Annotated in this window: 20 protein-coding genes; 11 read left to right on the plus strand and 9 right to left on the minus strand. The window is 60.3% G+C overall.

Features of this window, described 5'->3' with window-relative positions; translation table 11 throughout:
• The 8 genes from LF252_RS09230 to allB form a co-directional block, all read right to left on the minus strand.
• A complete protein-coding gene (locus LF252_RS09230; RefSeq protein WP_226269291.1) occupies positions 1-1248 on the minus strand; it encodes an efflux RND transporter periplasmic adaptor subunit in 1248 nt (415 codons plus the stop codon).
• A 274-nt stretch (positions 1249-1522) separates the two neighbouring features.
• A complete protein-coding gene (locus tag LF252_RS09235) occupies positions 1523-2959 on the minus strand; it encodes a DUF6986 family protein (protein ID WP_226269292.1) in 1437 nt (478 codons plus the stop codon).
• An 89-nt stretch (positions 2960-3048) separates the two neighbouring features.
• A complete protein-coding gene (locus LF252_RS09240) occupies positions 3049-3606 on the minus strand; it encodes a DMP19 family protein (protein WP_226269293.1) in 558 nt (185 codons plus the stop codon).
• The gene (gene uraH / locus LF252_RS09245) at positions 3603-3941 is read right to left on the minus strand and encodes a hydroxyisourate hydrolase (protein ID WP_226269294.1); all 339 of its coding nucleotides are present in this window, start codon (positions 3939-3941) and stop codon (positions 3603-3605) included. The genes LF252_RS09240 and uraH overlap by 4 nt, the downstream gene beginning before the upstream one ends.
• Positions 3938-4444, minus strand: coding sequence for a 2-oxo-4-hydroxy-4-carboxy-5-ureidoimidazoline decarboxylase (gene uraD, locus LF252_RS09250; protein WP_226269295.1), 507 nt, complete (start codon positions 4442-4444; stop codon positions 3938-3940). Before uraD ends, uraH begins: the two co-directional genes overlap by 4 nt.
• Before the next feature lie 189 nt (positions 4445-4633).
• Positions 4634-5380, minus strand: coding sequence for a (S)-ureidoglycine aminohydrolase (gene allE, locus LF252_RS09255; protein ID WP_226269296.1), 747 nt, complete (start codon positions 5378-5380; stop codon positions 4634-4636).
• A gap of 172 nt (positions 5381-5552) precedes the next feature.
• Positions 5553-6821: an allantoate amidohydrolase gene (locus tag LF252_RS09260; protein ID WP_226269297.1), complete on the minus strand. Its 1269-nt coding sequence runs from the start codon at positions 6819-6821 to the stop codon at positions 5553-5555.
• A 5-nt stretch (positions 6822-6826) separates the two neighbouring features.
• Entirely contained in the window at positions 6827-8161 is a 1335-nt protein-coding gene (allB, locus tag LF252_RS09265; protein ID WP_226269298.1) for an allantoinase AllB, read from the minus strand.
• 205 nt (positions 8162-8366) lie between these two features.
• Here allB and LF252_RS09270 point away from each other — a divergent pair, with 205 nt between their 5' ends.
• From LF252_RS09270 to LF252_RS09305, 8 genes are all read left to right on the plus strand, one after another.
• Positions 8367-9770 (plus strand): urate hydroxylase PuuD, encoded by a 1404-nt coding sequence (locus tag LF252_RS09270; protein WP_226269299.1) that lies wholly within the window; start codon positions 8367-8369, stop codon positions 9768-9770.
• Positions 9771-10547: 777 nt separating this feature from the next.
• Entirely contained in the window at positions 10548-13010 is a 2463-nt protein-coding gene (locus LF252_RS09275; RefSeq protein WP_226269300.1) for a TonB-dependent receptor domain-containing protein, read from the plus strand.
• A gap of 726 nt (positions 13011-13736) precedes the next feature.
• Positions 13737-14204: a carboxypeptidase-like regulatory domain-containing protein gene (locus LF252_RS09280; protein ID WP_226269301.1), complete on the plus strand. Its 468-nt coding sequence runs from the start codon at positions 13737-13739 to the stop codon at positions 14202-14204.
• Positions 14205-14339: 135 nt separating this feature from the next.
• Positions 14340-14990, plus strand: a complete 651-nt coding sequence (locus tag LF252_RS09285) for a TIGR02117 family protein (RefSeq protein ID WP_226269302.1) — start codon at positions 14340-14342, stop codon at positions 14988-14990.
• A gap of 169 nt (positions 14991-15159) precedes the next feature.
• Entirely contained in the window at positions 15160-15528 is a 369-nt protein-coding gene (locus LF252_RS09290) for an STAS domain-containing protein (RefSeq protein WP_226269303.1), read from the plus strand.
• Between the two features lie 80 nt (positions 15529-15608).
• On the plus strand, positions 15609-17024 hold the full coding sequence (gene hisS / locus LF252_RS09295) for a histidine--tRNA ligase (RefSeq protein WP_226269304.1): 1416 nt from the start codon (positions 15609-15611) through the stop codon (positions 17022-17024).
• Between the two features lie 259 nt (positions 17025-17283).
• Positions 17284-17778, plus strand: a complete 495-nt coding sequence (locus tag LF252_RS09300) for a YciE/YciF ferroxidase family protein (RefSeq protein WP_226269305.1) — start codon at positions 17284-17286, stop codon at positions 17776-17778.
• A gap of 100 nt (positions 17779-17878) precedes the next feature.
• On the plus strand, positions 17879-18763 hold the full coding sequence (locus LF252_RS09305; RefSeq protein ID WP_226269306.1) for a cyanophycinase: 885 nt from the start codon (positions 17879-17881) through the stop codon (positions 18761-18763).
• Between the two features lie 230 nt (positions 18764-18993).
• Here the strand turns inward: LF252_RS09305 and LF252_RS09310 are convergent, their stop codons facing one another.
• On the minus strand, positions 18994-19329 hold the full coding sequence (locus LF252_RS09310) for a KGG domain-containing protein (protein WP_226269307.1): 336 nt from the start codon (positions 19327-19329) through the stop codon (positions 18994-18996).
• Between the two features lie 548 nt (positions 19330-19877).
• Here LF252_RS09310 and LF252_RS09315 point away from each other — a divergent pair.
• From LF252_RS09315 to LF252_RS09325, 3 genes are all read left to right on the plus strand, one after another.
• On the plus strand, positions 19878-20840 hold the full coding sequence (locus LF252_RS09315; RefSeq protein ID WP_226269308.1) for an MBL fold metallo-hydrolase: 963 nt from the start codon (positions 19878-19880) through the stop codon (positions 20838-20840).
• Positions 20841-21045: 205 nt separating this feature from the next.
• Positions 21046-21348 (plus strand): hypothetical protein, encoded by a 303-nt coding sequence (locus LF252_RS09320; RefSeq protein WP_226269309.1) that lies wholly within the window; start codon positions 21046-21048, stop codon positions 21346-21348.
• Between the two features lie 300 nt (positions 21349-21648).
• On the plus strand, positions 21649-24219 hold the full coding sequence (locus tag LF252_RS09325) for a gliding motility-associated C-terminal domain-containing protein (protein ID WP_226269310.1): 2571 nt from the start codon (positions 21649-21651) through the stop codon (positions 24217-24219).
• Positions 24220-24350: the final 131 nt, after the last annotated feature.

The following is a 24350-nucleotide window of genomic DNA, read 5'->3' on the forward strand; positions in this document are numbered from 1 at the left end:
TTAGTCGTTGAGGGTGAGTTCGGGCGTATCCACGTAGTCCTTCATATCCGACACCACAATTTCCTCCCCTACTCCCAGGCCGCCGGTTACCTGCACAAAATCGAAGTTGCTGTCCCCGAACTGCACGGTGCGGCGCACGGCCTTCCCGTCCTTCACCACAAACACCGGCTGCTCCTTGCCGCCCTGGTAGAAAGGGCCGTTTTTCACGCGCACCACGTTGTGGTGGGCTTTGGTTACCACAAACACATCGGCCCGCAGGTTGGCGCGCAGAGCCGGGTGGTGGTCCTGCTGCAGCGCGGCATAGAAGGTCACCACGCCCTTTTCCACGGCCGGACTGATGGTGCTAATGGTGCCGCGCAAATCGGTGCCGTTGATGCGGATAACTACCGGGTCCTGCAGGTGCAGGGCGTCGGCGTAGGCATCGGAAATGGTGGCCCGCACCCGGAAGCGGCTCAGGTCGGCTACGCGGGCCAGCGGGTCGCCGGCCTGCACGGTAGTACCCAGGTCCTCGTTTACCCAGGTAAGCACGCCGGCTTGCTGGCTGCTGATGTTGGCCTGCTGCAGCTTGCCAGCCAGCTCTCGGATGCTGCGGTCCTGAATCTGCATGGTGAAGCCCAGCTCCCGCACATCGGCGGCGTTGGCAGCCCGCTGGTTCCGGATTTGCTCGCCCAGCCGTTGCAGTTCCAGTTGGGCCACCCGCAGGTTTAGCTCGGCCTGGCGCACACTCTCAGCAGTACCGCCGCCAATCTTTAGCAGGTACTGCTCGTCGCGCAGGGCCGACTGCAGGCTGCGCACTTTCACCTGCTGCACCTGCTCCTGGGAGCGAAGGTCGTTGAGGGCTTTTTCGAGGCTGAGCTGCAGCTGGCCGTTTTTGTTGCGGTTCTGCTGCTGCTCGTCCTGCAGCTTGGCCAGGGCCGTATTGGTCAGCTCCCGGTCCAGTTCCAGAATCGTCTGGCCCGGCTGCACCTTGCTGCCCACGGGCACGGCCACCCGCCGGATGGTGCTCGGGATGGGGCTGGTAATGACGGCTTCGTGGGCCGGAATAATTACGCCGGCCGCCGTGAGGGCCGCTTCTACGTCGCCGGTTTCGGTGCGGGCCGTCAAGATGCTACTCCGGTCAAGGCTAGGCTTCAGTACATTGCGGAACGCCAGAAGGCCGGCCGCCAGCACCAGCAGTATGCCCGCACCCAGCAACCAACGGCGGCGCTGGCGGCGGGTTTGGGTGGCGGAGGATATTGCTCTGTCCATTTTCGTACAGGTTGGAAAGGGTTTCCCTACCTGTCAGCCAATGGGCATGCCATTTTTATAAGTTATTGGCTATATGGCAATTGATACAAATATTACTCTCCTGTAAAAACGAAAACCTGTCCATTACTGGACAGATTGTTCGGTACTGATGCTTTGATAAAACGTCATTCCGAGCGAAGTCGAGGAATCTCGCGTGCTGACGTTGCAATACTATTCAGGCGTCAGCACGCGAGATTCCTCGACTTCGCTCGGAATGACGTTCTTTTTATTTACGTTACTGCTTCCCAGCGCGGCGGCCTTCTAGAATGCGGAAAAAAGAACGGGTTTGGATTTCGGCGGTGGTAAGGCCGGTGGCGCTGATTTCCTCCTCCGTAATGGCTCCGCAGTTCAGGGCTTTCAGGAAGAAGTTGAGCAGTCCCTGGCCGGTAGCGGCATCGTCGAAAATGTCGCCGGTGAGGGTGCTGATGGCGGCCCGCTCCACGAAGGTTTTAAGCCGGTGTACAGCGTCGTCGTAGCTGCTCAGGAAGAAGTGGTAGGTAGCCGCGTAGCGCATGGGCAGTTGAGCCGGGTTCAGGTCCCAGCCCTGGTAGAGGCCGTTGATGAGGGAGTGCGTGGTATGATGGAACCCCTGCCGCCAGGCGTTGTGCACCGATTCCCGGTTTTCGCGCAGCTGCTCAAACGTCAGGTTCTCACCCCGGTGTGGGCCAATGGGCATGACGTTGGTGGCCCCGTCAGAGAGGAAAATACCGCTACCGCCCAAGGCTACCTTGGTCATGTGGTGGGCAAAGTCGCAGACGGGGTGGGCCATGGTTTGGTAGCGTGCCGTAATGCCAGCCGAGGCAGTGTAATCATAGGTACCGAAGTGGGCCGCCACGCACCGCCCCTCACTGGCCCGGATGATGCGCATGAGCGGGTTACGCCCTTCCTCATCCATGATGATTTGGGTGGCCTCCACCATGGTTTCCATGCGCAGCGTGCCGGGCGCGAGGCCGTTGGCCTGCTCCAGCAGCTCAAACAGGCGCACCATGGTACTCATCTGCTCCGGAATGGTCACTTTGGGCAGCATTACCACGAAGTTGTCGGGCAGCTTTCCGCCGGTTTCCTGTAGCAGCGTGGTCAGGAAAATATCCAGGGTACGTACGCCCCGGTCCTTCAAATCCTCGGTGAAGGGCTTGATGCGGATGCCGATAAAGGGCGAAATGGTGCCCTGGCGCATGCCTTGGGCCAACTCTTTGGCAGCCTGCACGGCGGTGGCATCCTCCTCGTCGTTGGGGCGGTTGCCGAAGCCATCCTCAAAGTCGATGCGAAAATCCTCTACCGCTTCGGTTTGAAGCTTGCGCACCACTTTTTGGTAGATGGAATACGGCAGCCAGCCGGGCTCCTGCTTGCGGTCCTCAGGGCGCAGGTTCTGCAGGCGGTGCGTGAGGGCCTCAATATCTGCCTGCAGCGTGGGCAGATGTTCGTGGCCATCCAGCTTCAGCACGCGGGCCAGCTCCACAAAGTTGGGCGCGTAGGTGCGCAGGTTATTCAGAGCTATGTCGCCCATGCGCATGCAGGTATCGGCCTTGAACAGGTTAGCCCCGCCGTACACGGTGTGCACCGGCTGGCGGTCGGGCTTGTCGCCGGGGTAGGTTTGCTGGAAGCGGCGGTTGGCTTTGCCGAGCTGCTCCAGGAGCTGCGTTTTTTCGGAAGCGGGCAGGCTGAGTTTCATTGATGTAATTCCACTTTTCTTGCTTTGGCCTCTGCTGAGGCCTTGGCAAACCGAGTGGACTTAAATGGTGGGAAATGAGAAGAGAGCAATTAAACGATATGAGCAAACTGGCTGCGGTGCTGTTCGACGTACTTGCGAATAACAGTTGTTTGTTCATCCATCACCTCATAGAATCTGGATTCTAACGCCTCGAAATGGGGAAACTCACTATACAGAGCGGAGAATTGATCAAGCGTCCGTTTACGCTCCAGGAAGCTTTTATGCGATTGGTAAATAGCACCTGCTTCCCGGATGATATCAGCAACTCTTGAGGCGCCCCAACGCTCCAGATCATCCGCAAGCGGGCTGCCAAACACGAACTTGCCGTACCGGTTATGTATCAGTTGGACAAAGCCTCCATTGGTCACTTGCCCATGTAGTTCGCTGTAAAGAATAAGCGTGCAGGCAGCGTGCGGAAAAGTAATCAGTCGGTCTACGGGAATATCTGGTCGGGCCTGTCGATTGTAGGCTTCAACGAATACAAACAAATACTCCCAATCATCAGATTTCGCCTGGTCAAGTTCGGCCGCGGACACTGGTGGAAGCGTTGGCTCCTTAAGCTTGGTTACCCTTAGTGCCAATTCTTTGAGGTAAGAGAAAAAATTCACGAGCCGCGGTACGTGGAGTAGCCAAATGGATTGAGCAGCAGCGGCACGTGGTAATGCTCGGCTGACGTCACGAAAAACACGATTTCCACGAAGGGATAGAACGAGGCAGTGCCCAGCGTATCAAAATACTCCTGCACCAGGAAGCGCAGCTGGTACACGCCCGCGAGCAGCGTCTGGCCCTGGGGTAGCAGGTCAGGGATGCGGCCGTCGGCGTTGGTGGTGCCGCGGGCCAGTTCCTGCCAGCCGCCTGGGTGCTGCCCGGAGAGGATGATGGACACGCCCGCCGCGGGACGGCCCCGGGTGGTATCCAGAATGTGGGTGGTAATCTGACTCATGCGGCAAATAGTTTTTCCAAACGGATGCGGGTGATTTTGTCCTGCTCGGCGGCGGCTACGCGGATTTCTGCTTCGGGCGGATTGGCCAGTCGGGCCTGCAGCAGCGCCAGCATCTCGGCAGCCGATTTGCCAGTGGCACACACGATAAAGATGTAGCCAAACCGCTGCTCGTAGGCTTCGTTGCCGGCGGCCAGGGCCTGCAGGGTTTCCTCCGAAGCCTGCCGTACAGCGCCCTGCTCCCCTTCGGCCCAGGTGCTGGTACTGGCAAACTTCTCCCGCAGCGCGCCCACATCCCCGATTTTCGGATGATGCGTAAATGCCTCCCGCCAATCAGCTTCGCTCAGGCTGTTCCAAATGTGCGTAGCCGCTTTATAGAGCGTTTCAGCGTCTTCGAAAGGGAATAGTTGGTTCAGCGCCGCCACCCAGGCCGAGGAGCCGCAGCAGCGGCGCAGTTCCCCGGCGCGGGCCGGGGCGGGTAAGTTATTGAGGTCGGGAAGCGTCATAGGAAACAGGGAGGTATCTAGATAACGGACGTCATTTAGAGCGAAGTCGAGGAATCTCGCGTGCTGATGTTGTAGTAATTTAACCAAGCGGTAGAGATGCTTCGACTCCGCTCAGCATGACGGTTGGTATGGCAACGTCAGCACGCGAGATTCCTCGGCTTCGCTCGGAATAACGTTCTAATTAGTGCGCTAAACTACCGTCGGGAAGCGGTTGACGTTTTTGTAGTAGATGTACACGGAGGGCTCTTTGCCTACTGAGGTGGCCCACTGCTGGCAGTAGGGTGCCATCCAGATGGAGTCGCCCTTCTGCACGTGGTACCACTCCTGGTCGAGCACATAAATGGCCTGGCCGGCGAGGTAAAGCAAGCCGTGCTCCATGATGTGGGTTTCGACCATGGGCAGGTGGCCGCCCCGGTCGTAGGTGAAGATGTTCACGGCCATATCGAAGCCCAGCTCATTCGGCAGCAGCTCCTGGATGCGCAGAGCCTCATCGTTCATGTAGATAGGGGCTTTGCTGTCGTCCTTTTCGCCCCATACTACCCCAGGCGCGGTGTGACCGGCCAGCGGCTCGTACACTTTGTGGAAGGTGAGCAGCTGCGTACCCTCGGTGGGGCCGTGGAAGCCATACTCCTGCCCGGCCGGCACATACACAAACTGGCCCTGGGTCAGCTGCCGGGATTCGCCACCCGCCGTGGCCCGCACGGCCCCTTCCACTACGTAAAAGAAAATTTGCGAAGCCTCGGTGCGGCCTTCCAGCTTGCCGTCCGGGCGAAGCGTAACGATGGTCTGGCACAGGCGCGCGCCCATCTGCTCGTTGATAATGACGTTGACGGTGCAACCCGTCCAGCCCGGCACATTGCTGTTGATGTACCCATCGGGGGCAATGATGGCGTGGTTGCGCCGAACAACGGAGCGGGTAAACGAGGAAGGATTCATGCGTAATAAGGCGGGTTATGGGGCGAATGGAGAAGCTAAAGCTAGCTCCCCTCCTCAGATGAGGAGGGGCTGGGGGTGGTTGAAAAACTAGCGTTAGCAGCTAGAACTAGTAGCTCGTTCAACGATTGGTCAACCACCCCCAGCCCCTCCTTTCCAAGGAGGGGAGCTAGACCTAGCTTCCGGTTCTGATTTTCGAGGTGAGTAGCAAAGAAAGAAAACGCTCCGAGACTTCCACGGCGGCGGCCAAATCGGGCTGCTCCACGTTTTCCAGGGGGTTGTGGCTGATGCCTTTGAAGCAGCGCACGAACAGCATAGTAGCCGGGGCCACCTGCGAAACCGGCACCGCATCGTGCCCGGCCCCGCTTACCAGCGGCACCACCGGGTGGCCGGCCTCGGTAATGGCCTGGGCCAGCAGCTCGTTCAGGCCCGCGTGGCAGCTGACGGGGGCCGTGTATTGCACCAGATTCCAGGTGAGGCGGAGGTAACGGCGGGCGGCAATAGTTTCGGCCAGAGCCTGCAACTCCGCGTAGGCCGAGGCCAGGCGGGCGGCATCGGCGCTGCGCAAATCAAGGCTGCAGATGACCTCGCCGGGGATGACGTTGCTGGCGGCATGGCGCACGTCCAGCTTGCCCACGGTGGCTACCAGCTCGTGCGCGTGGGCTAGGCCGAACTGCTCGGCAGCCAGCACAAACTCGGCGGCTCCGGCTAGGGCATCCTGCCGCATGTGCATGGGCACGGTGCCGGCGTGCCCGGCCATGCCGCGCCACGTCAGCTCTACGCGCTGTTGCCCGGCAATGGCCGTTACCAGCGCCACCGGAATATTCCGCTCCCAGAGCACCGGGCCCTGCTCAATGTGCACCTCAAAATAGCCCAGCCAGTCGGGGGCCGGAATAGCATCCTGGGCGAGTTGAGCCGCGTTGCCGCCCATATCGGCAATGGCCTGGGCCAGCGTAATACCGTCGGCATCAGAGCGAGTCAGTAGCTCCGGCTCGAAAGCTCCGGTTACTACTTTGCTGCCCAGGTAGGTGGTGTGAAACCGCACTCCTTCCTCGTCGCTGAAGGCAATAAGCTCCAGGTGAAACGGCAGTGCTACGCCCTGAGCCGCCAGGTTTTCCAGCAGATCCAGCCCCAGCAGCACGCCCAGCGGCCCGTCAAATTTACCGGCATTGACTACCGTATCAATGTGCGAAGCCAGCACGAAGGTTTTGGCCCCGGGCACCGGGCTTTCCAGCCGGCCCCGCACGTTGCCAATGCCATCAAGGCGGGTGTGCAGGCCGGCGGCTTCCATCCAGGCGCGCACCAGCTGCTGGCCCTCTATGAAGGCGGGCGTACCGAAGCGGCGGGTTACGCCCTCGGCATCTTCGCTGATGGCGGCCAGCTGCTGAATGCGCTGCATGATGCGGGCGGCACGGGCCGAATAGGATGTAGGGAGAGTTTCCAACCGGCTTATCGGGTTAGGATGGTGCCTTGTTTAAGATGCCGGAACGCCGGCCGGTCGTAGGCCAGCTCACCGGCCAGGTAGGTTTGCTGCACCACGCCGCGCAGCTCCCGGCCCAGGTACGGCGACACTTTGTGGCGGTGATGCAACAGCTCCTCCGTCACGGTAAACGAAGCCTCGGCATCCAGCACCAGCAAATCAGCGTCGTAGCCGGGGGCAATGCGGCCTTTGCGGTGTTGCTGCCCGGCCAGCCGGGCGGGATTGGTGCTGAGCCAGCGGGCCACGTCCGAGAGAGAAGCGCCGCGGGCCTGGGCGGCCGTCCAGAGTACGGGCAGGGCCAGCTGCAGGGAGGCAATGCCGCCCCAGGCCGTAGTGAAGTCGCCAGTGGTGAGCTGCTTAAGGTCGGGCGGCGCGGGCGAGTGGTCGGTGGCCACAAAGTTAATCAGGCCCGACTCCAGCGCCTGCCAGAGCTGGTCGTTGTTGGCCCGCTCCCGGATGGGCGGGGCGCACTTGTAGGCGGTTTCCCCGTCGGGAATATCCTCGGCGCTGAAAAACAGGTAATGCTGTCCCGTTTCAACGGTTAGCGGCAGGCCCTGGGCTTTAGCGGCGGCAATGGCCGGCAGAGAATTGGCCGACGACAAGTGCACGATATGTACCGGGCAGCCCGTTTCGGCGCACAGCCGAATCATGAGGGCCACGGCCTCATCTTCCCAGTTCTTGGGGCGCGAAGCGAGGTAGTTCTGGTAGGATTGCCGGTCGCCCTGCTTCCAGGCGTCATCGTCCTGGCTCAGCTCGCAATGTACCAGCAAGGGCAGGCGGTGCCGGGCCAGCAGGGGCATTACCTGGCGCAGGTCGGCTTCGGTAGCGTTGGGAAAATCATCGATACCGGAGTGCGTGAGAAAGGCTTTGAACCCCAGCACGCCCGCTTCGATGAGAGCCTGCACCTCGGCCGCATTGCCCGGCACAATACCGCCCCAGAAGCCGCAATTCACGTGCATCTGCCCACGGGCTGCCGCCAGCTTCTGCTCCAGGTTTGCCACCGAGGTAGTTACCGGAGCCGAGTTCAGGGGCATGTCCACCAGCGTGGTAAGGCCGCCGGCCAGCGCGGACCGGGTGGCTGTGTCGAAGCCCTCCCACTCGGTGCGGCCGGGCTCGTTTATGTGCACGTGCGGATCGACGAGCCCGGGCAGGATGGCGTGGCGGCCTACGTCGTGCACTGGTACAGATACCACAGCATCCGCGGGCAGCACCTCGGCAATCAGCCCATTACGCACTACCACATAGCCCGGCGCTTCGCCGGACGGTGTTATTATTTTTTCACTTTTTAATACGTATTCGGCCATGAATTTTATCAAACAGACATCCAAAATGATAATATTTCAATTAACAAGCGGTATTCTAGCAAACTTTTCAACTCTCATTTTATCCTCTTTGGAGGTTTGTTTCTTAAGTGTGAAGGGTAGTAGGCTCATTCTCTGCTAGCTAACCAGCGGCAGCAGATGCGGCCACAGCTACTAGCCCGACCACACAGCAAGTGCTTTTTTACCGATGACGCAGTTTTTACTTCTGGGAATGGTAGCGGCCGTGGTGGGGTTGCTGGTAGCGGGCAGTTGGGTGCTGCACCGGGTGGCGCGCACGCACCGGGGCGGCGAGTTGGGCACGCAGGGCTTTACTATGCAAGGGTTTGCTTACGCCCTCACGGTGTTGGCTGTGGTATTTGTGCTGGCGGTGGGCTACCAGTTTGCGCAGGGCACGGCCTGGGAAGGGCACCTGATGGAGTGGCTCAATATTGTGGTGCGCCTGATGCACATCACCTTCGGCATTGCCTGGATTGGGGCCTCCTTCTACTTCGTGTTCCTGGAAAATGCCCTGAACCGCACCGATAACGTGCGCGAGGAGCTGGCCGGTAACCTCTGGGCCGTGCACGGCGGGGGCTTTTACTACCTTGAAAAGTATAAGCTGGCCCCCAAGGAAATACCCAAAGCCCTGCACTGGTTTAAGTATGAGGCCTATTTTACCTGGCTTACGGGTATGAGCCTGCTGTTTGTGGTGTACTACTTCAACGCCGGCAGCATGCTCATCGACCCCAAGGTGCTGGATCTGGGCCCGCTGACGGGTGTGGCTATCGGGTTGGGCTCGTTTGCCGTGGCCTGGCTGCTCTACCACATGCTGTGCCGTACCCCGCTGGTAAAAAACAACCTGGCTATGGCGGTGCTGGGCGTGCTGATTTGCACGGCCTTCGCCTGGTTTTACTGCCAGGTGTTCAGCGCCCGGGCGGCCTACATTCACTTCGGGGCCATGCTGGGCACGCTGATGGTAGGCAACGTGTACTTCATCATCATTCCGGCTCAGAAAGCTATGGTGAAAGCCGCCACCGAAGGGTTGCCGCTGGACCCCGAGCTGGGCAAGCACGCCGGGCTCCGGTCGTTGCACAACAACTACTTCACGCTGCCGGTGCTGTTTGTGATGGTGAGCAACCATTTCCCCAGCACCTTCGGGCACAGTTACCCCTGGGCGGTACTGGCGGCTATTGCCCTGGGCACGGCCGGCGTGAAACACTGGCTGAACCTGCGCGAAAAACACCAGGCTACCGGGCTGGTATTACCGCTGGCGGCCGGGCTGCTGCTGGCCGTGGCCTTCGTTACGGCTCCCCGCACGGAGGCTACCAGCGCCGCTGCGTGCACGCCCAACGTGACGATGGCGCAGGTGCAGGCCGTGGTACAGCAGCGCTGCGTAGGGTGCCACTCGGCTACGCCCACCGATGAAGTGTTCAAAACTGCCCCCAACGGTGCGGTATATGACACACCCGAGGACATCATCCGCCTCAAGGATAAGATTATGCAGCGCGTGGTCATCACCAAAACGATGCCCCAGAACAACAAAACCCAAATGACTCAGGAGGAGCGGGACTTAATCCGCTGCTGGATTGAGCAAGGGGCGCTGAACAAGTAATAGAGGCTACTGAGGCCACTTTAAATATAGAACGTCATTCCGAGCATGTGGCGTATCAAGCCAGTGTCCGAGGAATCTCGCGTGCTGACGTTGGGATAGTTATTCAACGAAGCGGTAGAGATGCTTCGACTTCGCTCAGCATGACGGATAGTTTGGCAACGTCAACACGCGAGATTCCTCGGACACTGGCTTGATACGCCACATGCTCGGAATGACGTGCTGCTATCATCGTCAATGTATTCCCCTCACCTGCGGCCCTGCACTTGCGTGTGGGGTCGCAGCATTTTCAGGCAGTAAGCAAAGAAATATAGTAAACCGGGCAACGCTTTCCAGGGGGATAACATCTGCCTGTATATCGGCCGATTTTACGAACCCTGCGGCCTAATACATTCCCCTACTAACCCAGCAAAACCCAACGTTTTCCAGGAAACGAAAAAATAATTTACCCAGTACCTTGCGTTGCATAGTACCTTTAACTACCTTTGAAACGTTGATTAGATACACTTTCTGCCGGGCCCCTCACTAACGGGAGCCGCCCGGCAGAATCCCGGACACCACCACGCGCCAATCGGGCCGGGTGAGCGGAGCCCCAGCCAGAAACCTGTGTTTCTCCCTGCTGCTCTGTTGTGTTCCGGCGCTTCGGTACCGGCTGCCCGTGCAGTTTGTGCCCCTGCTTTTCACGTTCGAATTTCTGGCAACCATGCTTCTCCCGGCGGAACCGCGGCCCCGGGACCCGGCCTCTCCTTGCCCGAATTTTTCTCCAACACCTCCCTTCCTATGAACGCCTCTTCCACTTCCGGCCGGGCCCTGCGGGGCCTGGGGTTCCTTGCTATGCTCTTTCCGCTGGCCGCCGCAGCTCAGCAGCAACCCGCCGGCGCCGTCCGCGGCACCCTGCTCGACCAAGCCAACGGTCAGCCTCTCCCCTTTTCTAACGTAGTAGTGCTGCGGGCCCAGGATTCCAGCTTCGTGGCCGGGGCCGAAACCCTGGAAAACGGCACGTTTGTGCTGGAGCACCTGGGGCTGGGCAACTACCTCCTGAAGGCTTCCTCCGTTGGCTACCAGGGCCTGCGCCGGTCGGTGCAGCTTACTGCCGCCAACCCTACTCTGCAGCTGGGCGCGCTGAAGCTCGCGCCCACGGCCCAGCAGTTGAAGGGCGTGACGGTAACCGGGGAGCGGGCCGCCGTGCAGGAAAGCCTCGATAAGAAGGTAATTAACGTGGAAAAGGACCTGAGCAGCGTGGGCGGTACGGCCGTAAACGTGCTCCAGAACGTGCCCTCCGTAACGGTGGCCCCCGATGGCACCGTGAGCATGCGGGGCTCCTCCAACATCACCATTCTCATTGATGGCAAGCCCAGCAACTCGGCCAACAGCGGCGCGGGTGGCAACCGCCTGGAGCAGATTCCGGCCAGCGCCATTGAGCGGGTGGAAGTGGTAACCAACCCCTCGGCCCGCTACGATGCGGCCGGGGCCGGCGGGGTGCTGAATATCATCCTAAAAAAGCAGAAAAAAGACGGCTGGAACGGCCAGACCACCCTCAACGTGGGTACTCAGGACAAGTATAACGGTAGCCTGAGCCTGAACCGCCGCGCCGGCAAAATCAACCTGTTTGGCTCCCTGGACCTGCGCGACGACCGGTACCGCAGCCGCTCCTGGCTGGACCAGTACACCACCCTCGAAAACCAGGAGCTGCGCACGTATCAGCAGGGCTCCAACATCCGGCACAACCAGAACTACAGCGGCCGTCTGGGCTTCGATTATACCCTGCCGGCTAACCAGACCATCACCTTCACGGTGGAGCCCAACATGAACCGGGGGCTGAACACCGGCACCCAGCTGGCTACGCTCAGCGGGGCCACCAATGCCCGCATCGGTAGCACCTTTGGCGTAACCGAAAACGTGGACAACGTGGATGGCTCGGTGGACTACCGCCACACCTGGGATGCCCACAAGGGCCGGGAGCTGACCGGTAACGTGAACTATACTTACCTGAACGCCGACGTGGTGGTGGGCCAGCGCAATACCGAAGGCACCGCCGACCTGCGCGAGTGGAAGCAGGACCTGGACGTGAGCCTGCACGCCGTGGGCGGCCAGGTAGATTACGTGCACCCGCTGGGCGACAAGGCCCGATTGGAAGCCGGCGCGAAAACCCAGTACCAGGCCAACCAGGGCACCGACGACTTCCTGCGTCAGCAGCTGGATGGCCCCGGCTTCGACCGGCTGGCGGACCGCTCCTACCAGTACACCTTCCGCGACTTTGTGCAGGCTGGCTACACTACCTACCAGCAGGAATTTGGCAAGTGGCGCGCCCAGGCTGGTTTGCGGGCCGAATACACCCGCACCCACGGCGAGGTGCTAAACGGCCAGGGGCCTTTCCGGCTGAGCTACCTCAACCTGTTCCCCTCAGCCACCGTGGAGCGCACCCTGCCCACCGCCGACCAGCGCGTGAAACTCAGCTACTCGCGTCGCCTCAACCGCCCCGGCTTTATGCAGCTGCTGGCCTTCCCGCTCTATCAGGACCAGCGTAGCTACCGCATCGGTAACCCCGCCCTGCGCCCCGAGTATATCAATGCTTTCGAGCTGGGCCACCAGATTACCATGGGCCAGGCTTCGCTGACCTCCACCCTGTTCTACCGCCACACTGACAACGCCATTCAGCGCCTGGTGCGCGTGGATACTACGGCCACCCGCCTGTATGGAGCCGGGGCGGTAATTACGGCCCAGTACGCGGCCAACTTCGGGCAGGCTACCAGCTACGGGGCCGAGGTTTCGCTGAACCAGCCGTTGGCCAAATGGTGGCGTGTAACGGCCAGCGGCTCCCTGTTCCAGAACATTGTGACGGCCGCCACGGGCAACGAGGCCAACCGCCGGGTAGTATCAGGTACAGCCCGTCTGATGAACTCCTTCACCCCCACGCCCAAGCTGGACATTCAGCTGACGGGCAACTACCGCGCCGCCGCCGTTACGGCCCAGGGCCGGGTGCTGCCGGTGGGCTCCGTGGATGTGGCCCTGCGCCAGCGCCTGTTCAACGACCGGGCGGCCCTTACCCTGCGGGTGTCCGATGTGCTGAACACCCAGCGCAACCGCTCCCTCTCGGCCACCGACAACTTCCGGGCGGAGAACTACAACAAATGGGAGTCGCGGGTAGGGTACCTGGGCTTTAGCTGGTACATGGGTTCCAACAAGCCGCCCAAACGCATTGAGAACCAACCGCAGGGTGGCGGCGGTGGCTTTGGTGGCTAGAACGTGCTGCACCTGGCCACCAATTTCGGACCTCACGCTTCTGGCCCGAGCCAGGGCGTGGGGTCTTTTTTGTTAGAGCATGACGTCTCTACTACGTTGATGGGTACATATAGACCGTCATGCAGAGCATTCTGCGGATGGAGCAGAGACGAAGCACCTTGCGTGCTGACATTATGAATCAGGCGGTAGTCATGCTGAGCTTGCCGAAGCATCTCAACTGTTTCGTTCTCTCAACTGAGTTAGTCAGAGGTAGAGATGCTTCGGCAAGCTCAGCATGACGGTCTAAAAAGCCTCTCTACCTCTAGCAGATTCATTTTCAATATTTTTTATTCCTCTCAGGCATCCCTTAAGAGCTATATAGCATCTATCCTATCAGAAGCGGCTGACAAGCCAATCTGTGCTGAGCACTGGTATTGATTACCTCCTCCCATACTTCTAGGTGAATGATTTAAACCTGAAATATATTTACACAGTACCTTGCTTTACATAGTACCTTTTATTATCTTCATTCTGTACTTCAGCACCGGCTCAACAACGCACTGCTAGCCGAAGCTGCCCGGCCTCGAGCCGGGACATTGCCCCACCTGGCGCCCGGCCTGGCCGCCCGCCTCTTGGGCTCGACAACACCACTTCTTGCCCTGACTTTCCTTGCCTTTCCCGAGAACGGAGCCGCGGCCGTTCCGGCAGCCTGAAAGTCACCGCCCCTACTTTCTTCTGTCTACTGCCATGAAAACCTCCTTTGCTTCCGCCGCCCTGCTGGGCATTTCCCTCCTCGCCACTGCCGCCGCTCAGCCCACCCTGGCCGCCGGACCTACCGCCGCTACAGGCACCGTATCGGGCCGCCTGTACGATGGCCAAACTCAGGAGCCCATTCCGCACTCCTATGTGGTGGTGCTGCGGGCTTCGGATGGGCGCTTCGTAAAATCGGTTGAAACGGATGCCAGCGGCCATTTCCGGGCTACCGGGCTGCCCCTGGGCCGCTACGTGGTGCACACCACGGTGCTGGGCTACCACGCCATTCGGCCGGCCGTGGCGCTGCACTCGGGCAAAACCCAACACGCGCTGGGTACCGTGGTGATGGTACCGCTGAACATGCCCTTGGTAGCCCGCGCCGACAAGCAAGCCTGGGCCAAACGCACCACGCCAGTAGCCGCTGTGGAGTCCCGCCGTCCCGTGTTGCGCACCCGCTCCTAGCGTTTCCTATCCCCGCTAACAAGTACGGCCCGGACGTTTCTACCTGAAAGCGTCCGGGCCGTACTTGTTAGCCATTGGCTGGTTCCTACATCCGCGGTGGGCGTGCGTATCTTCGCAGCAATTCGGAAATTGAGTATGAATGTTATGGTTGCTTTTGTGCTGTTGCTGATGACGGGAACATTGGTACCCCGCAACCGCCATTTCCGGCAAACGCCCGGCGGCGTGCAGATTTACGTGGTATCCAACGGCTTTCATACCGATGTGGTGCTGCCGATGCAGGAACCGCAAACCGGTCACAACTGGCTGCAGGCGCTTCATCAGCCAGCCCTTACGGCGCGGTTTGGGCGCTACCGGTACGCCGCGTTTGGCTGGGGCAATGAGGGCTTTTACCTGGGTTCCATGAATGGGCGCTTCCCGGGTCCCAAAGCCATTGCCGGGGCCGTTTTTCCTTCGAAAACCCTGATGCACGTGGATTTTTACCGTGCCGCCCCCGACTCGGGCCGCCACGTGGTGCCCCTGCGCATTTCTGCCGAGCAGTACCGCCGCCTCACCGCCTACGTGCAGCAGGGCTTCCGGACCGACAGCCTGGGCCAGCCGCAGCTGCGGCAGCCGACGGGCTACTCGCCGGAAGACTTTTTCTTTCTGGGAACCGGCCGCTACCACGCCCTGCGCACCTGCAACGACTGGACCAACCGGGGCCTGCACCGGGCCGGGCTGCGCGCGGCTCTCAAGGCTCCGCTGGCGGCTCCGGTGTTGTACCAGGTGCGGCGGGCTTTCACACGTTAGAGACGAAGCTGTTATTATAGCCGCAACCCTATTTATAATATCCTAACACAAACTTGTAGGCGTTTAATAAAATAGAGCTGCGCCCCGCCAAATTGCTATTCAGGCGCAACCCTGCCCTGGGTAATTACTGTATTATTTCCACCGCTCTATCCGTCTAACAAGTGAAAACATGCTCGATGTCCATCGTGAAGTGCTTCCGAACGGCTTTTTATTAATCCTCTCTCCCGATGCTGCTTCTACCGATGAGGTGAAACTTACCCGGGCCTTGCACCGGGCCAGCCGCAGCGACAAACACACGATTCTGGTAGACTTGAGCCTGATTGAGTCGCTGACCAGTGAGGCTATTGACCTGCTGCTGGCCTACGCTTTTCTGCTGCACGCCCAGGGCCGGCGGCTGATTTTGTGCCACGTGCCCCAGTCCGACCAGCATCATTTTCTGTACCTGGATGTAGCCTCGCAGCCGCTGCTGGTGCCTTCGCTGATGGATGCCATGCAGGAAATAGACTTTACCACCAGCGCGAATCAGGCCGCTGACTAGCTTACTACAGACCACTGCGCCGAAGTTCCGCCGGAAACTCCGACTTTTGCGGCCGTATTACCGCATCTGTTTTCCATCTGATGAGCATCCGCAAACCCAGCATCCCGCAAGGCACCCGCGACTTTGGCCCGGCCGTGGTGGCCCGCCGTAACTATATTTTTGGCATTATCCGCCGTGTGTTTGAAAAATTCGGCTACGCCCCGCTGGAAACGCCCACGCTAGAAAATCTGTCCGTATTGATGGGTAAGTACGGTGAAGAAGGGAATCAACTGCTCTTCAAGGTGCTTAATTCGGGTAACTTTCTGAAAAAACAAAAAGGTGACGTTGTAAAGGAGGAAGTTACGCCCGAAGACCTTGTAGCCGGCACCAAGTCAGTGTTGCCCAAAATTGCCGAAAAAGGCCTGCGTTACGACCTCACGGTACCCTTTGCCCGCTACGTGGTGATGAATCATAATACGCTCATTTTCCCATTCAAGCGTTATCAAATTCAGCCCGTATGGCGCGCAGATCGACCAGCGCGTGGGCGCTACCGGGAGTTCTACCAGTGCGACGCCGACGTGGTGGGCACCAACTCCCTGCTGTGCGAAGCCGAAATTGTGCTGATGATGTCGGAGGTGCTGACCACGCTGGGTCTGACGGAGCACACTATCAAAATTAACCACCGTGGGGTGCTGGGGGCCTTCTACAAAGCCCTGGGCGGCGAAGGCACCGAGGTAGACCTGTTCACGGCCATAGACAAGCTCGACAAGATTGGGCGCGAGGGTGTGGAGAAGGAGCTGCTAGAGCGGGGCTTCTCGGCGGCGGCTACCGAGCGGCTGTTCGACCTGCTGAGCGTGGGCGGCGACTTTGAGGAGAAGCTGGACCGGCTGTTGGCGGCCTTCGCCACGGCCGGCGTGGAGCCCGACAACGCCGACGGGTACCGGGGCCTGCAGGATTTGCAGCAGGTGCTGAACTACCTGCGCGGCTTTGGCTTCGAGCAGTGGCAGAACCTGGAGTTCGACGTGACGCTGGCCCGCGGGCTGAGCTACTACACGGGCTGCATTTTTGAAATCAAAATCAACAACGTGAACATGGGCAGCGTGTCGGGCGGGGGCCGCTACGACAACCTCACCGGGGCCTTCGGGCTGCCGGGTGTGTCGGGCGTGGGCTTCTCGTTTGGCGTCGACCGGCTGTATGACTGCCTGGAGGAGCTGCAGCTGTTCCCGGAGGCCGTGGCTACTACCACGCGCTGCCTGCTGGCCAACTTCGACGCCGAGAGCGAAGTAGCCGTGCTGCCCGTGCTGCGCCAGCTGCGCGAAGCCGGCATTGCTAGTGAGCTGTATCCCGAGCCCGGCAAGCTGGGCCGGCAGTTCAAGTACGCCGACGGCAAAGGCATTCCCTACGTGCTGATTCAGGGCTCGGAAGAGCGGGCCGCCGGCCAGTTCAAGCTCAAGACGCTGGCCACTGGCGCAGAACAAACGGTGACGTTGGCCGAAGCCCTACAGCTGCTGGCGTAACCAGCTTCTGCAACCTGATTTTCTACTGCGTGAACTGCGGATTTTCGGTCCGTAGTTCACGCAGTTTTCGTTTTGGGGCCGCGCCACTGGTTAGCAAAGGATGCTTTCTGCTGGTGGCCTACCCGGTTTCTACGGGGAGAATGGAAGGCGGGTAAGGTTGAGCTGGGCGTAAACTCGGCCTTAACGAGGTGCCAGTGGGGTGCGTATGTCTCGGAGGCTCACGCTGAGCCATTGTTCCATCACCTCACCTACTACCGCTATGTTCGACAAACTGGAGACCCTCGACGACCTGCTGGAGATGCAGCTCAAAGACCTATACAGCGCCGAGAAGCAACTCGTGAAAGCGCTGCCCAAAATGGCCAGCAGAGCCAAAGACCCGCAGTTACGCCAGGGCTTTGAGCTGCACCTGCAGGAAACCGAAAACCACATGGCCCGCCTGGAACAGATTGGCCAGGACCTGGGCGTGAAGCTGGGCGGCCACACCTGCCAGGCCATGGAAGGCCTGATTGCCGAAGGGCAGGAAACCATGTCGGAACGGGCTACTGATGAAGTAATGGACGCCGCCCTGATTGCCGCCGCCCAGCGCGTGGAGCACTACGAAATATCGGGCTACGGCACGGCCGCCCACTACGCCGAGCGCCTGGGCCACACCGATGCCGCCGCCGTGCTCCGTCAGACCCTGCAGGAAGAGCAGAATACCGACACCAAGCTCAACACCTTGGCCAAGGGCTACATCAACGCCCGGGCCCTGTAAGCCTGTTGGCCCGTGCGCGGGCTTATGTTCTGTTCCCCAAAAGCGCCCGGCAAACCACCCGGGCGCTTTTGGCGGTTTGCTCCTTTGATATCCTGTTCTCATGGCCTCTAAGAAATTTGCACCCTCCTCTTCCTGTCCAATTCCGCAAGGCAAGCTGCTGCTCATTGGCGGGCACGAAAGCAAGGGCGATGCGCCCGACACGGACGATGCGCAGGCCGCCTTCAACGTCAATTTTGCCCCCGAAACCATCCTGCGCCGCCTCAGCGACGAAATCGGTTCCCGGGGGCCGCTGGTAGTTATTCCTACGGCCTCGGGTGAGCCGGAAGCCGCCGTGCAGGACTACGTGGATGCTTTCCGCAAGATTGACGGCCCCGAGGTACTGAGCTTGGACATCCGCACCCGCGCCGATGCCCAGCAGGAAGACCATCTGCGTATGCTCGACAAAGCGGGGGGCGTGCTGTTTACGGGCGGCGACCAGCTGCGCCTAACGGCCCTGCTGGGCGGCACGCCCATTCAGCGCCGCCTGTACGAGCGGTACAGCCAGGGGCAGTTTATCATTGCCGGCACCAGCGCCGGGGCCACGGCCATGAGCACGCCCATGATATTTCAGGGCCGCAACGACGCGGGCATGCTCAAAGGGGAAATTCACATAACCACCGGCCTGGAGTTTCTGCACGATGTGGCCGTGGATACTCACTTTGTGGCCCGGGGCCGCATTGTGCGCATGGCCCAGATTTTGGCCACTAACCCGGCCTGCGTGGGGCTGGGCCTGGAAGAAGACACGGCCGTGCTGGTAACCGGAGGTCGGGAGATAGAAGTGCTGGGTAGCGGGCTGGCGCTGGTGCTGGATGCGCGCGAGTCAGGGGCCACCAACATTCACGAAATAGCCCCCAACACTCCCTTTTCCCTCCGCGACTTACGCCTGCACCTGCTGGCCAGCGGGGAGCGGTACACGCTGCCCATCCAGCCGCGGCTGTACGCCTAAGCGTGCCTAAAGAGCGCCGGAGCCTGAACGCAGCAAAAAAGTCCTGGAGCAATACTCCAGGACTTTTACATAAGTTTTGGTCCGGTTGGCGAGGACTATTTTGCTGTGGGTAGTACGGCGAAACGCCGGGTTAACCTTCGGAAAAGATGAGGGAGAACATAGTGGCTTGCATTGGGCGCAACGTATACGGCCTGCCGTACGCTGGTCAGGAGCAGCCGTAAGCAGGGCGGTTATCGGCCGCCGCCGCCATTGCCGCCACCGCCATTACCGCCGCCACCGCCGCCGCTATTTCCGCCGCCGCGGCTGGCCTGGCCACCTTTGCGGCCGGCTTCGCTGGCCTCTTCCGAGTTCCATTCGTGGCCGCGGCCGCTCTCGTGCGAGGCCCGGCCACCTTCGCTGGCTATGCGACGTTGCTCCTCGGGGTCCATGCCGGCAAAGCCCCGGCCCTGGCCGCTGCCCTGCGTTTGTTTGCCCTGGCCGCCGTGGCTGGCCTCACCGCCTTTGCGGCCGGCTTGGGCGTGCTGCTCTGAACTACCGCCGCGCTGGTTTTTTTGATTCTCTGCCATGATTGAAAGGAATTAAGGGTGGTGAAAAAGCTATGCTCCCTTAACGTGGCCGAGATAACCGCTTGTTGTCTTTTATCCCTTAAAAACACTTGAATTACAGATAATTACCATTAATCACGGAGCCTCCTATCCGGGTCTGTAACAGATGACCCGAATAAATCCCTACTCACTAAAAAATACGGATTGAGTGCCCAACTCCGGTAACCAGGCAGGGCCGAGTAGGGTATGGCCGCCGGGGTAGCGCCGGCCAAAAGCCAACGGCCGGAACCGGCCCGGAGCACTGAGGGAGCAGCAGCAAAATCCGTATTCACCACTCCGTTTTTGTTCGGCAAAATCAGTAGTAATCCGGACCGTAAACGACTGGTGAGGCGCGTATTACAAGAGGCTCCAATGCCTGAAAAGCAGCGGACCGCTGCACCTACCGCTCTTACTACTGTGCGCCGCGCCGCGCAGCCGTTCCTTACTTTCTAAGCTATGAAAACCGCTTTGGTGCAGCGGCCCGCCTGCTTTTCAGCTTAGTTACCGCTTTCTGCCCAAACACTGTCCGCATGCGTATCTCCACCATTCCACCCTCGCCCACGGCAACGCGCGCTACCACCACGGGCGTTTTCGAGGTAGCCCCCGATGTGTGGGGCGTGCGCAATGTATTCGTGAATTTTTACTTGGTGCAGGCCCCGGCACCGGCCACTGGTTGGGTGTTGGTAGATGCCGGCTTGCCGGGGGCTGGCCCATTGGTGGAGCGCACCGCCGCTTTCCTGTTCGGGCCCGATGTACCGCCCCGGGCCATCGTACTCACCCACGGCCACTTCGACCACGTGGGGGCCCTGCCGTATCTGCTGGAACGGTGGCCGCACGTGCCAGTATACGCGCACCCGCTGGAGCTGCCCTATCTCACGGGGCGCTCCAGCTACCCGCCCCCCGACCCCTCCGTAGGCGGGGGAGCCATGGCGGCCCTCTCGTTTCTGTACCCCAAAGAGCCCCTGGACCTGCACGACCAGGTATATGCCCTACCCCCCGCCGGTACTGTACCGGGCCTGCCGGGCTGGCGCTGGCTGGCTACTCCTGGCCACTCGCCGGGCCACGTATCCATATTCCGGGACCAGGACGAGCTGCTGTTGGCCGGCGACGCCTTTGTGACGGTGAAGGCCGAATCGGGCACGGCAACGCTGCTGCAGCGGCAGGAGGTGCACGGGCCACCCGCCTACTTCACCCCCGACTGGCCTCAGGCGCACCGTTCCGTGACTTTACTGGCGGCGCTGCGGCCCCGGGTGGCGGCCACGGGCCACGGTATTCCGATGCGCGGACGGGTGCTTACCCGGGCACTCAACCGCCTTGCTCTGGAGTTTGAGCAACTGGCCGTGCCCGCGCACGGGCGCTACGTGCAGCAACCGGCCCAGGCCTCGGCTGAGGGCGTAACCTACGTGCCGCCGGCCCCTACCCGGCCGCTGTGGCTGCTGGGCACTGGCATCGTGCTGCTGGCTACGGCTTTCTGGCTGCAGCGCCGAGGGTGATATTCCGGTAATTTCTCAAAACCTGCCCCGTCTTTCCAATACACAACTTCACAGCTCAACCTATTAACAATCAAGCTCATCCATAGAAAAAATATCCAAATTTTATCTATCAAATAAGTGTGTTTTTTCTGGCTACTCCGTATAGCCATCAACCTGGCAAGCAGCCAACCATTACTGACCATCATTCACCTAATCCTTTCACCTCATGACTACCTCCCGCACGTTTGCCTGGGCAGCTGGCCTGCTTCTGATGGCTGCCACGCTTGGCTCCTGTGAACAAAAACGCGACATGGACTCCGGCAATGGCCCCGATTCCAGCAGCACTACCGATATGAGCACCGATAACTCGTCTACCGGCACCAACGACAACAGCTCGGGTGCTATGTCGGGCGATACAACTGGCATGGGCTCTGATACTGGAACTGGTACCGGCACGGGTACTGGTACAGGAACCGGTACGGGTACCAACAACAATAACGGAAATGGCTCTGGCACCATGAACCAGTAGCCGGATCTTACCGAAGTGTACCGAAAAGGGCTGGGAGTGTATATTACCAGCCCTTTTTGATGTATTCGCAGTATGATGCACTAACGTAACAAGAGCACGACCGAGTACTAGTATCTTTGACGAGCTATATCCGTCATTCTTTCAATCGTGTTGCGTTCCGCTTAACTCTATTCCCGTTTTCTAGCACTCATTTCTTGGTTTTCTCGTGGCAAGGCTCTCTGGCTCGTGCGGGGCTTGTTGCTTGTTGGATGCAGTCTGTTCAGTAAGCAAGCCCGGGCGCAGGCTCCTGGTCCGGCACCTTTGCCGGAAATTCACTGGAACCGAACGTTTGGTACGATTGGAGACAACGACCTGATTCGCATCCGGCCGGCCGCTGACGGCGGCTACTGGCTGGGTGGCTTTACGGATGAGTTCGGGGGCGGCGACCGAACAGAACCCACGCGGGGCGGTGATGATTACTGGATCATGAAGCTTGACGCGGCCGGCAACAAGCAATGGGACCGTACTTTGGGAGGTCCTGGCTGGGATTATTTGCAGGACATATGCCCAACGGCGGACGGCGGGGCAATTCTCGGAGGCCGGTCCTGGTCGGGACAGGGCGGCGATAAGACGCAACCCTCCCAGGGTCAGGTCGACTGGTGGATTGTGAAGGTGGACGCGCAGGGGCGCAAGCAGTGGGACCGCACGCTGGGCGGCAGCCGCAACGACCACCTGTGGAGTCTGAAGCAAACGCCGGACGGCGGCTATGTCCTGGCGGGCAATTCCGACTCCCCGACTTCCGGCGATGTGACCACGCACCCCGATGGCATCGGCGGCTATTGGGTAGTTAAGCTGGATGCATCCGGCAATAAGCAGTGGGACCGGGTTTTCCGGGGCAATGGGTTTGAGTTGCCAACTGTAGTATTACTAACCCCGGATGGCGGCTATCTGGTGGGAGGCACATCCCAGTCGGGAATTTCCGCCGACAAGTCTGAGCCCGCCTTCGGCAGAAACGACCAGTGGATTATCAAGCTGGATGCCAATGGCCGGAAGCAGTGGGACCGGACATTCGGCGGCTACCAGGATGAGGACTTATTGGCTATGCTCGCTACCCCGGACGGGGGCTATTTACTGGGGGGATCTTCCTCGTCGGGAATTTCCAGCACCAAGACTCAGCCCAACTACGCCAACTCCGGGGACTACTGGCTGGTGAAAATTGATGCCCAAGGTCGGCAGCAGTGGGACCGGACCTATGGTGGTACCGGGTTTGACCAGCTCACGGACCTGCAGCTCACCGCCGACAAGGGATACTTAGTTGGGGGCTGGACCTTTTCCGGCATTTCCGGTGATAAAACCAGCCTTTCCCGGGGCGAGGAGGATGGCTGGGTACTTAAACTGAATGCCAACGGCGCATTACAGTGGGACCAGTCGTTCGGGGCTGCCGGCCATGATGCTATCAACAGCCTGCTACTCACAGCTGACCAGAAATTCATTGGGGCCGGCGTGACAAACTCGGCGGCCTTCGTGCCCCCGAAACCGGCGGGGTACGAGAAGAGGATAGACTGGTGGGTGTTCATGGCAGACCCTACTCCGCCTTCTTTGCGTATCACCGGCGATACGCTCCTGTGCGCGGGCGGGCAGGTAACTCTCACAGCCATTGCGGGGCCGGGTGCGGCCTCCTACCGTTGGAGCACGGGGGCCACCACCGCCGCCATTGAGGTCCGGCAAGCCGGTAGCTACCAGGTTACGGCCACCTTCGCTGATGGGCAGGTGCGCACGGCCCGCCGGGTTGTGTTCCCCTTTACCCCCACGTTGGTGCTGCAGGGCGATACGCTGCTCTGCCCGGGCCAGAGCATCCGGCTGGCGGCGGGCGGAACCCCGGCGGATTCCTACCGGTGGAGCACGGGGGCTAGTACACCCGCCATCCAAGTTACCCAGCCCGGGCTGTACACACTCACGGCCCGCTACCCTTCCGGGTGCGAAGTGACGCAGCAGCTCGTGGTACGAGCTCCGGTGCTTCGGCTGTTGGGCGCCCCGCTGCTATGCTCTGGCAGCGGAAGTCAAACTACACTGGAAGCCCAGGCACCAGGGGCCGTGGCCTACCGCTGGAATACGGGAGCAACCACGCCTACCCTGCGCATTACCAGCCCCGGTACGTACTCAGTGGCAGCAACCTTCAGCAACGGCTGCACGCTCACGGCCACCGAGCAGGTAACAGTACCGCAGCTCTCCATCCTCGGCGACTCTCTGCTGTGCCCGGGCCAGACGGTGCAGCTGGCAGCCGGGGGGCTCCCAGCTGTGTCCTACCGCTGGAACAATGGGGCCACGTCGGCCTCCATCCGGGTACAGCAGCCGGGCTCCTATTCGCTCACTGCCACCTACGCCAACGGCTGCAGCCGCACGGCCACAATCCGCGTGCTGGCGGGGGCCTCACTTCCCAGTCTTCCCTGGGTCAATGATACCACGCTGTGTGCAGGTAGTTCGCTGCTGCTCCGGGCCCCGCTCAGCTCTCAACCTTTAATGTACCGCTGGTCCGATGGCTCTACCACTCCCACGCTGCTGGTAAACACGGCCGGTACATATACCCTGACTGTCACCAGCCCCTGCGAGCAGCGCACGTACAGCCGCCGCATCAATCTGAAAAGCTGCGTATTTCTACCCAACATTGTTACGGCCAACGGGGATGGCCTGAACGACTATTTTGTGCCCACCGGCCTGGCGGGTGGCAACTGGCAGTTAACCATCTTCAACCGCTGGGGCCGGCAGGTGTACGAAGCTGCTTCGTATGCCAATAACTGGGGCCCGGAGGCCGCTCCGGGCACCTATTTCTACCTCCTGCAGCAGGCTACTACCGGTATCCGCTACAAAGGAACAATTGAGGTGGTGCGCTGATTGGAACGGCTGAAGACCCGACGGATTGCAATCCAGTTGCACCCGCTCGGTTCTCCTCCAGGGATTAAGAGCCGCCTTAACTGCCACGCTGGGGGTATCCTCTCCCTAAACACACCTGTGCCCCGTAATCG

Origin of the sequence: Hymenobacter pini, from assembly GCF_020421205.1 — a bacterium.
Lineage (GTDB): Bacteria > Bacteroidota > Bacteroidia > Cytophagales > Hymenobacteraceae > Hymenobacter > Hymenobacter pini.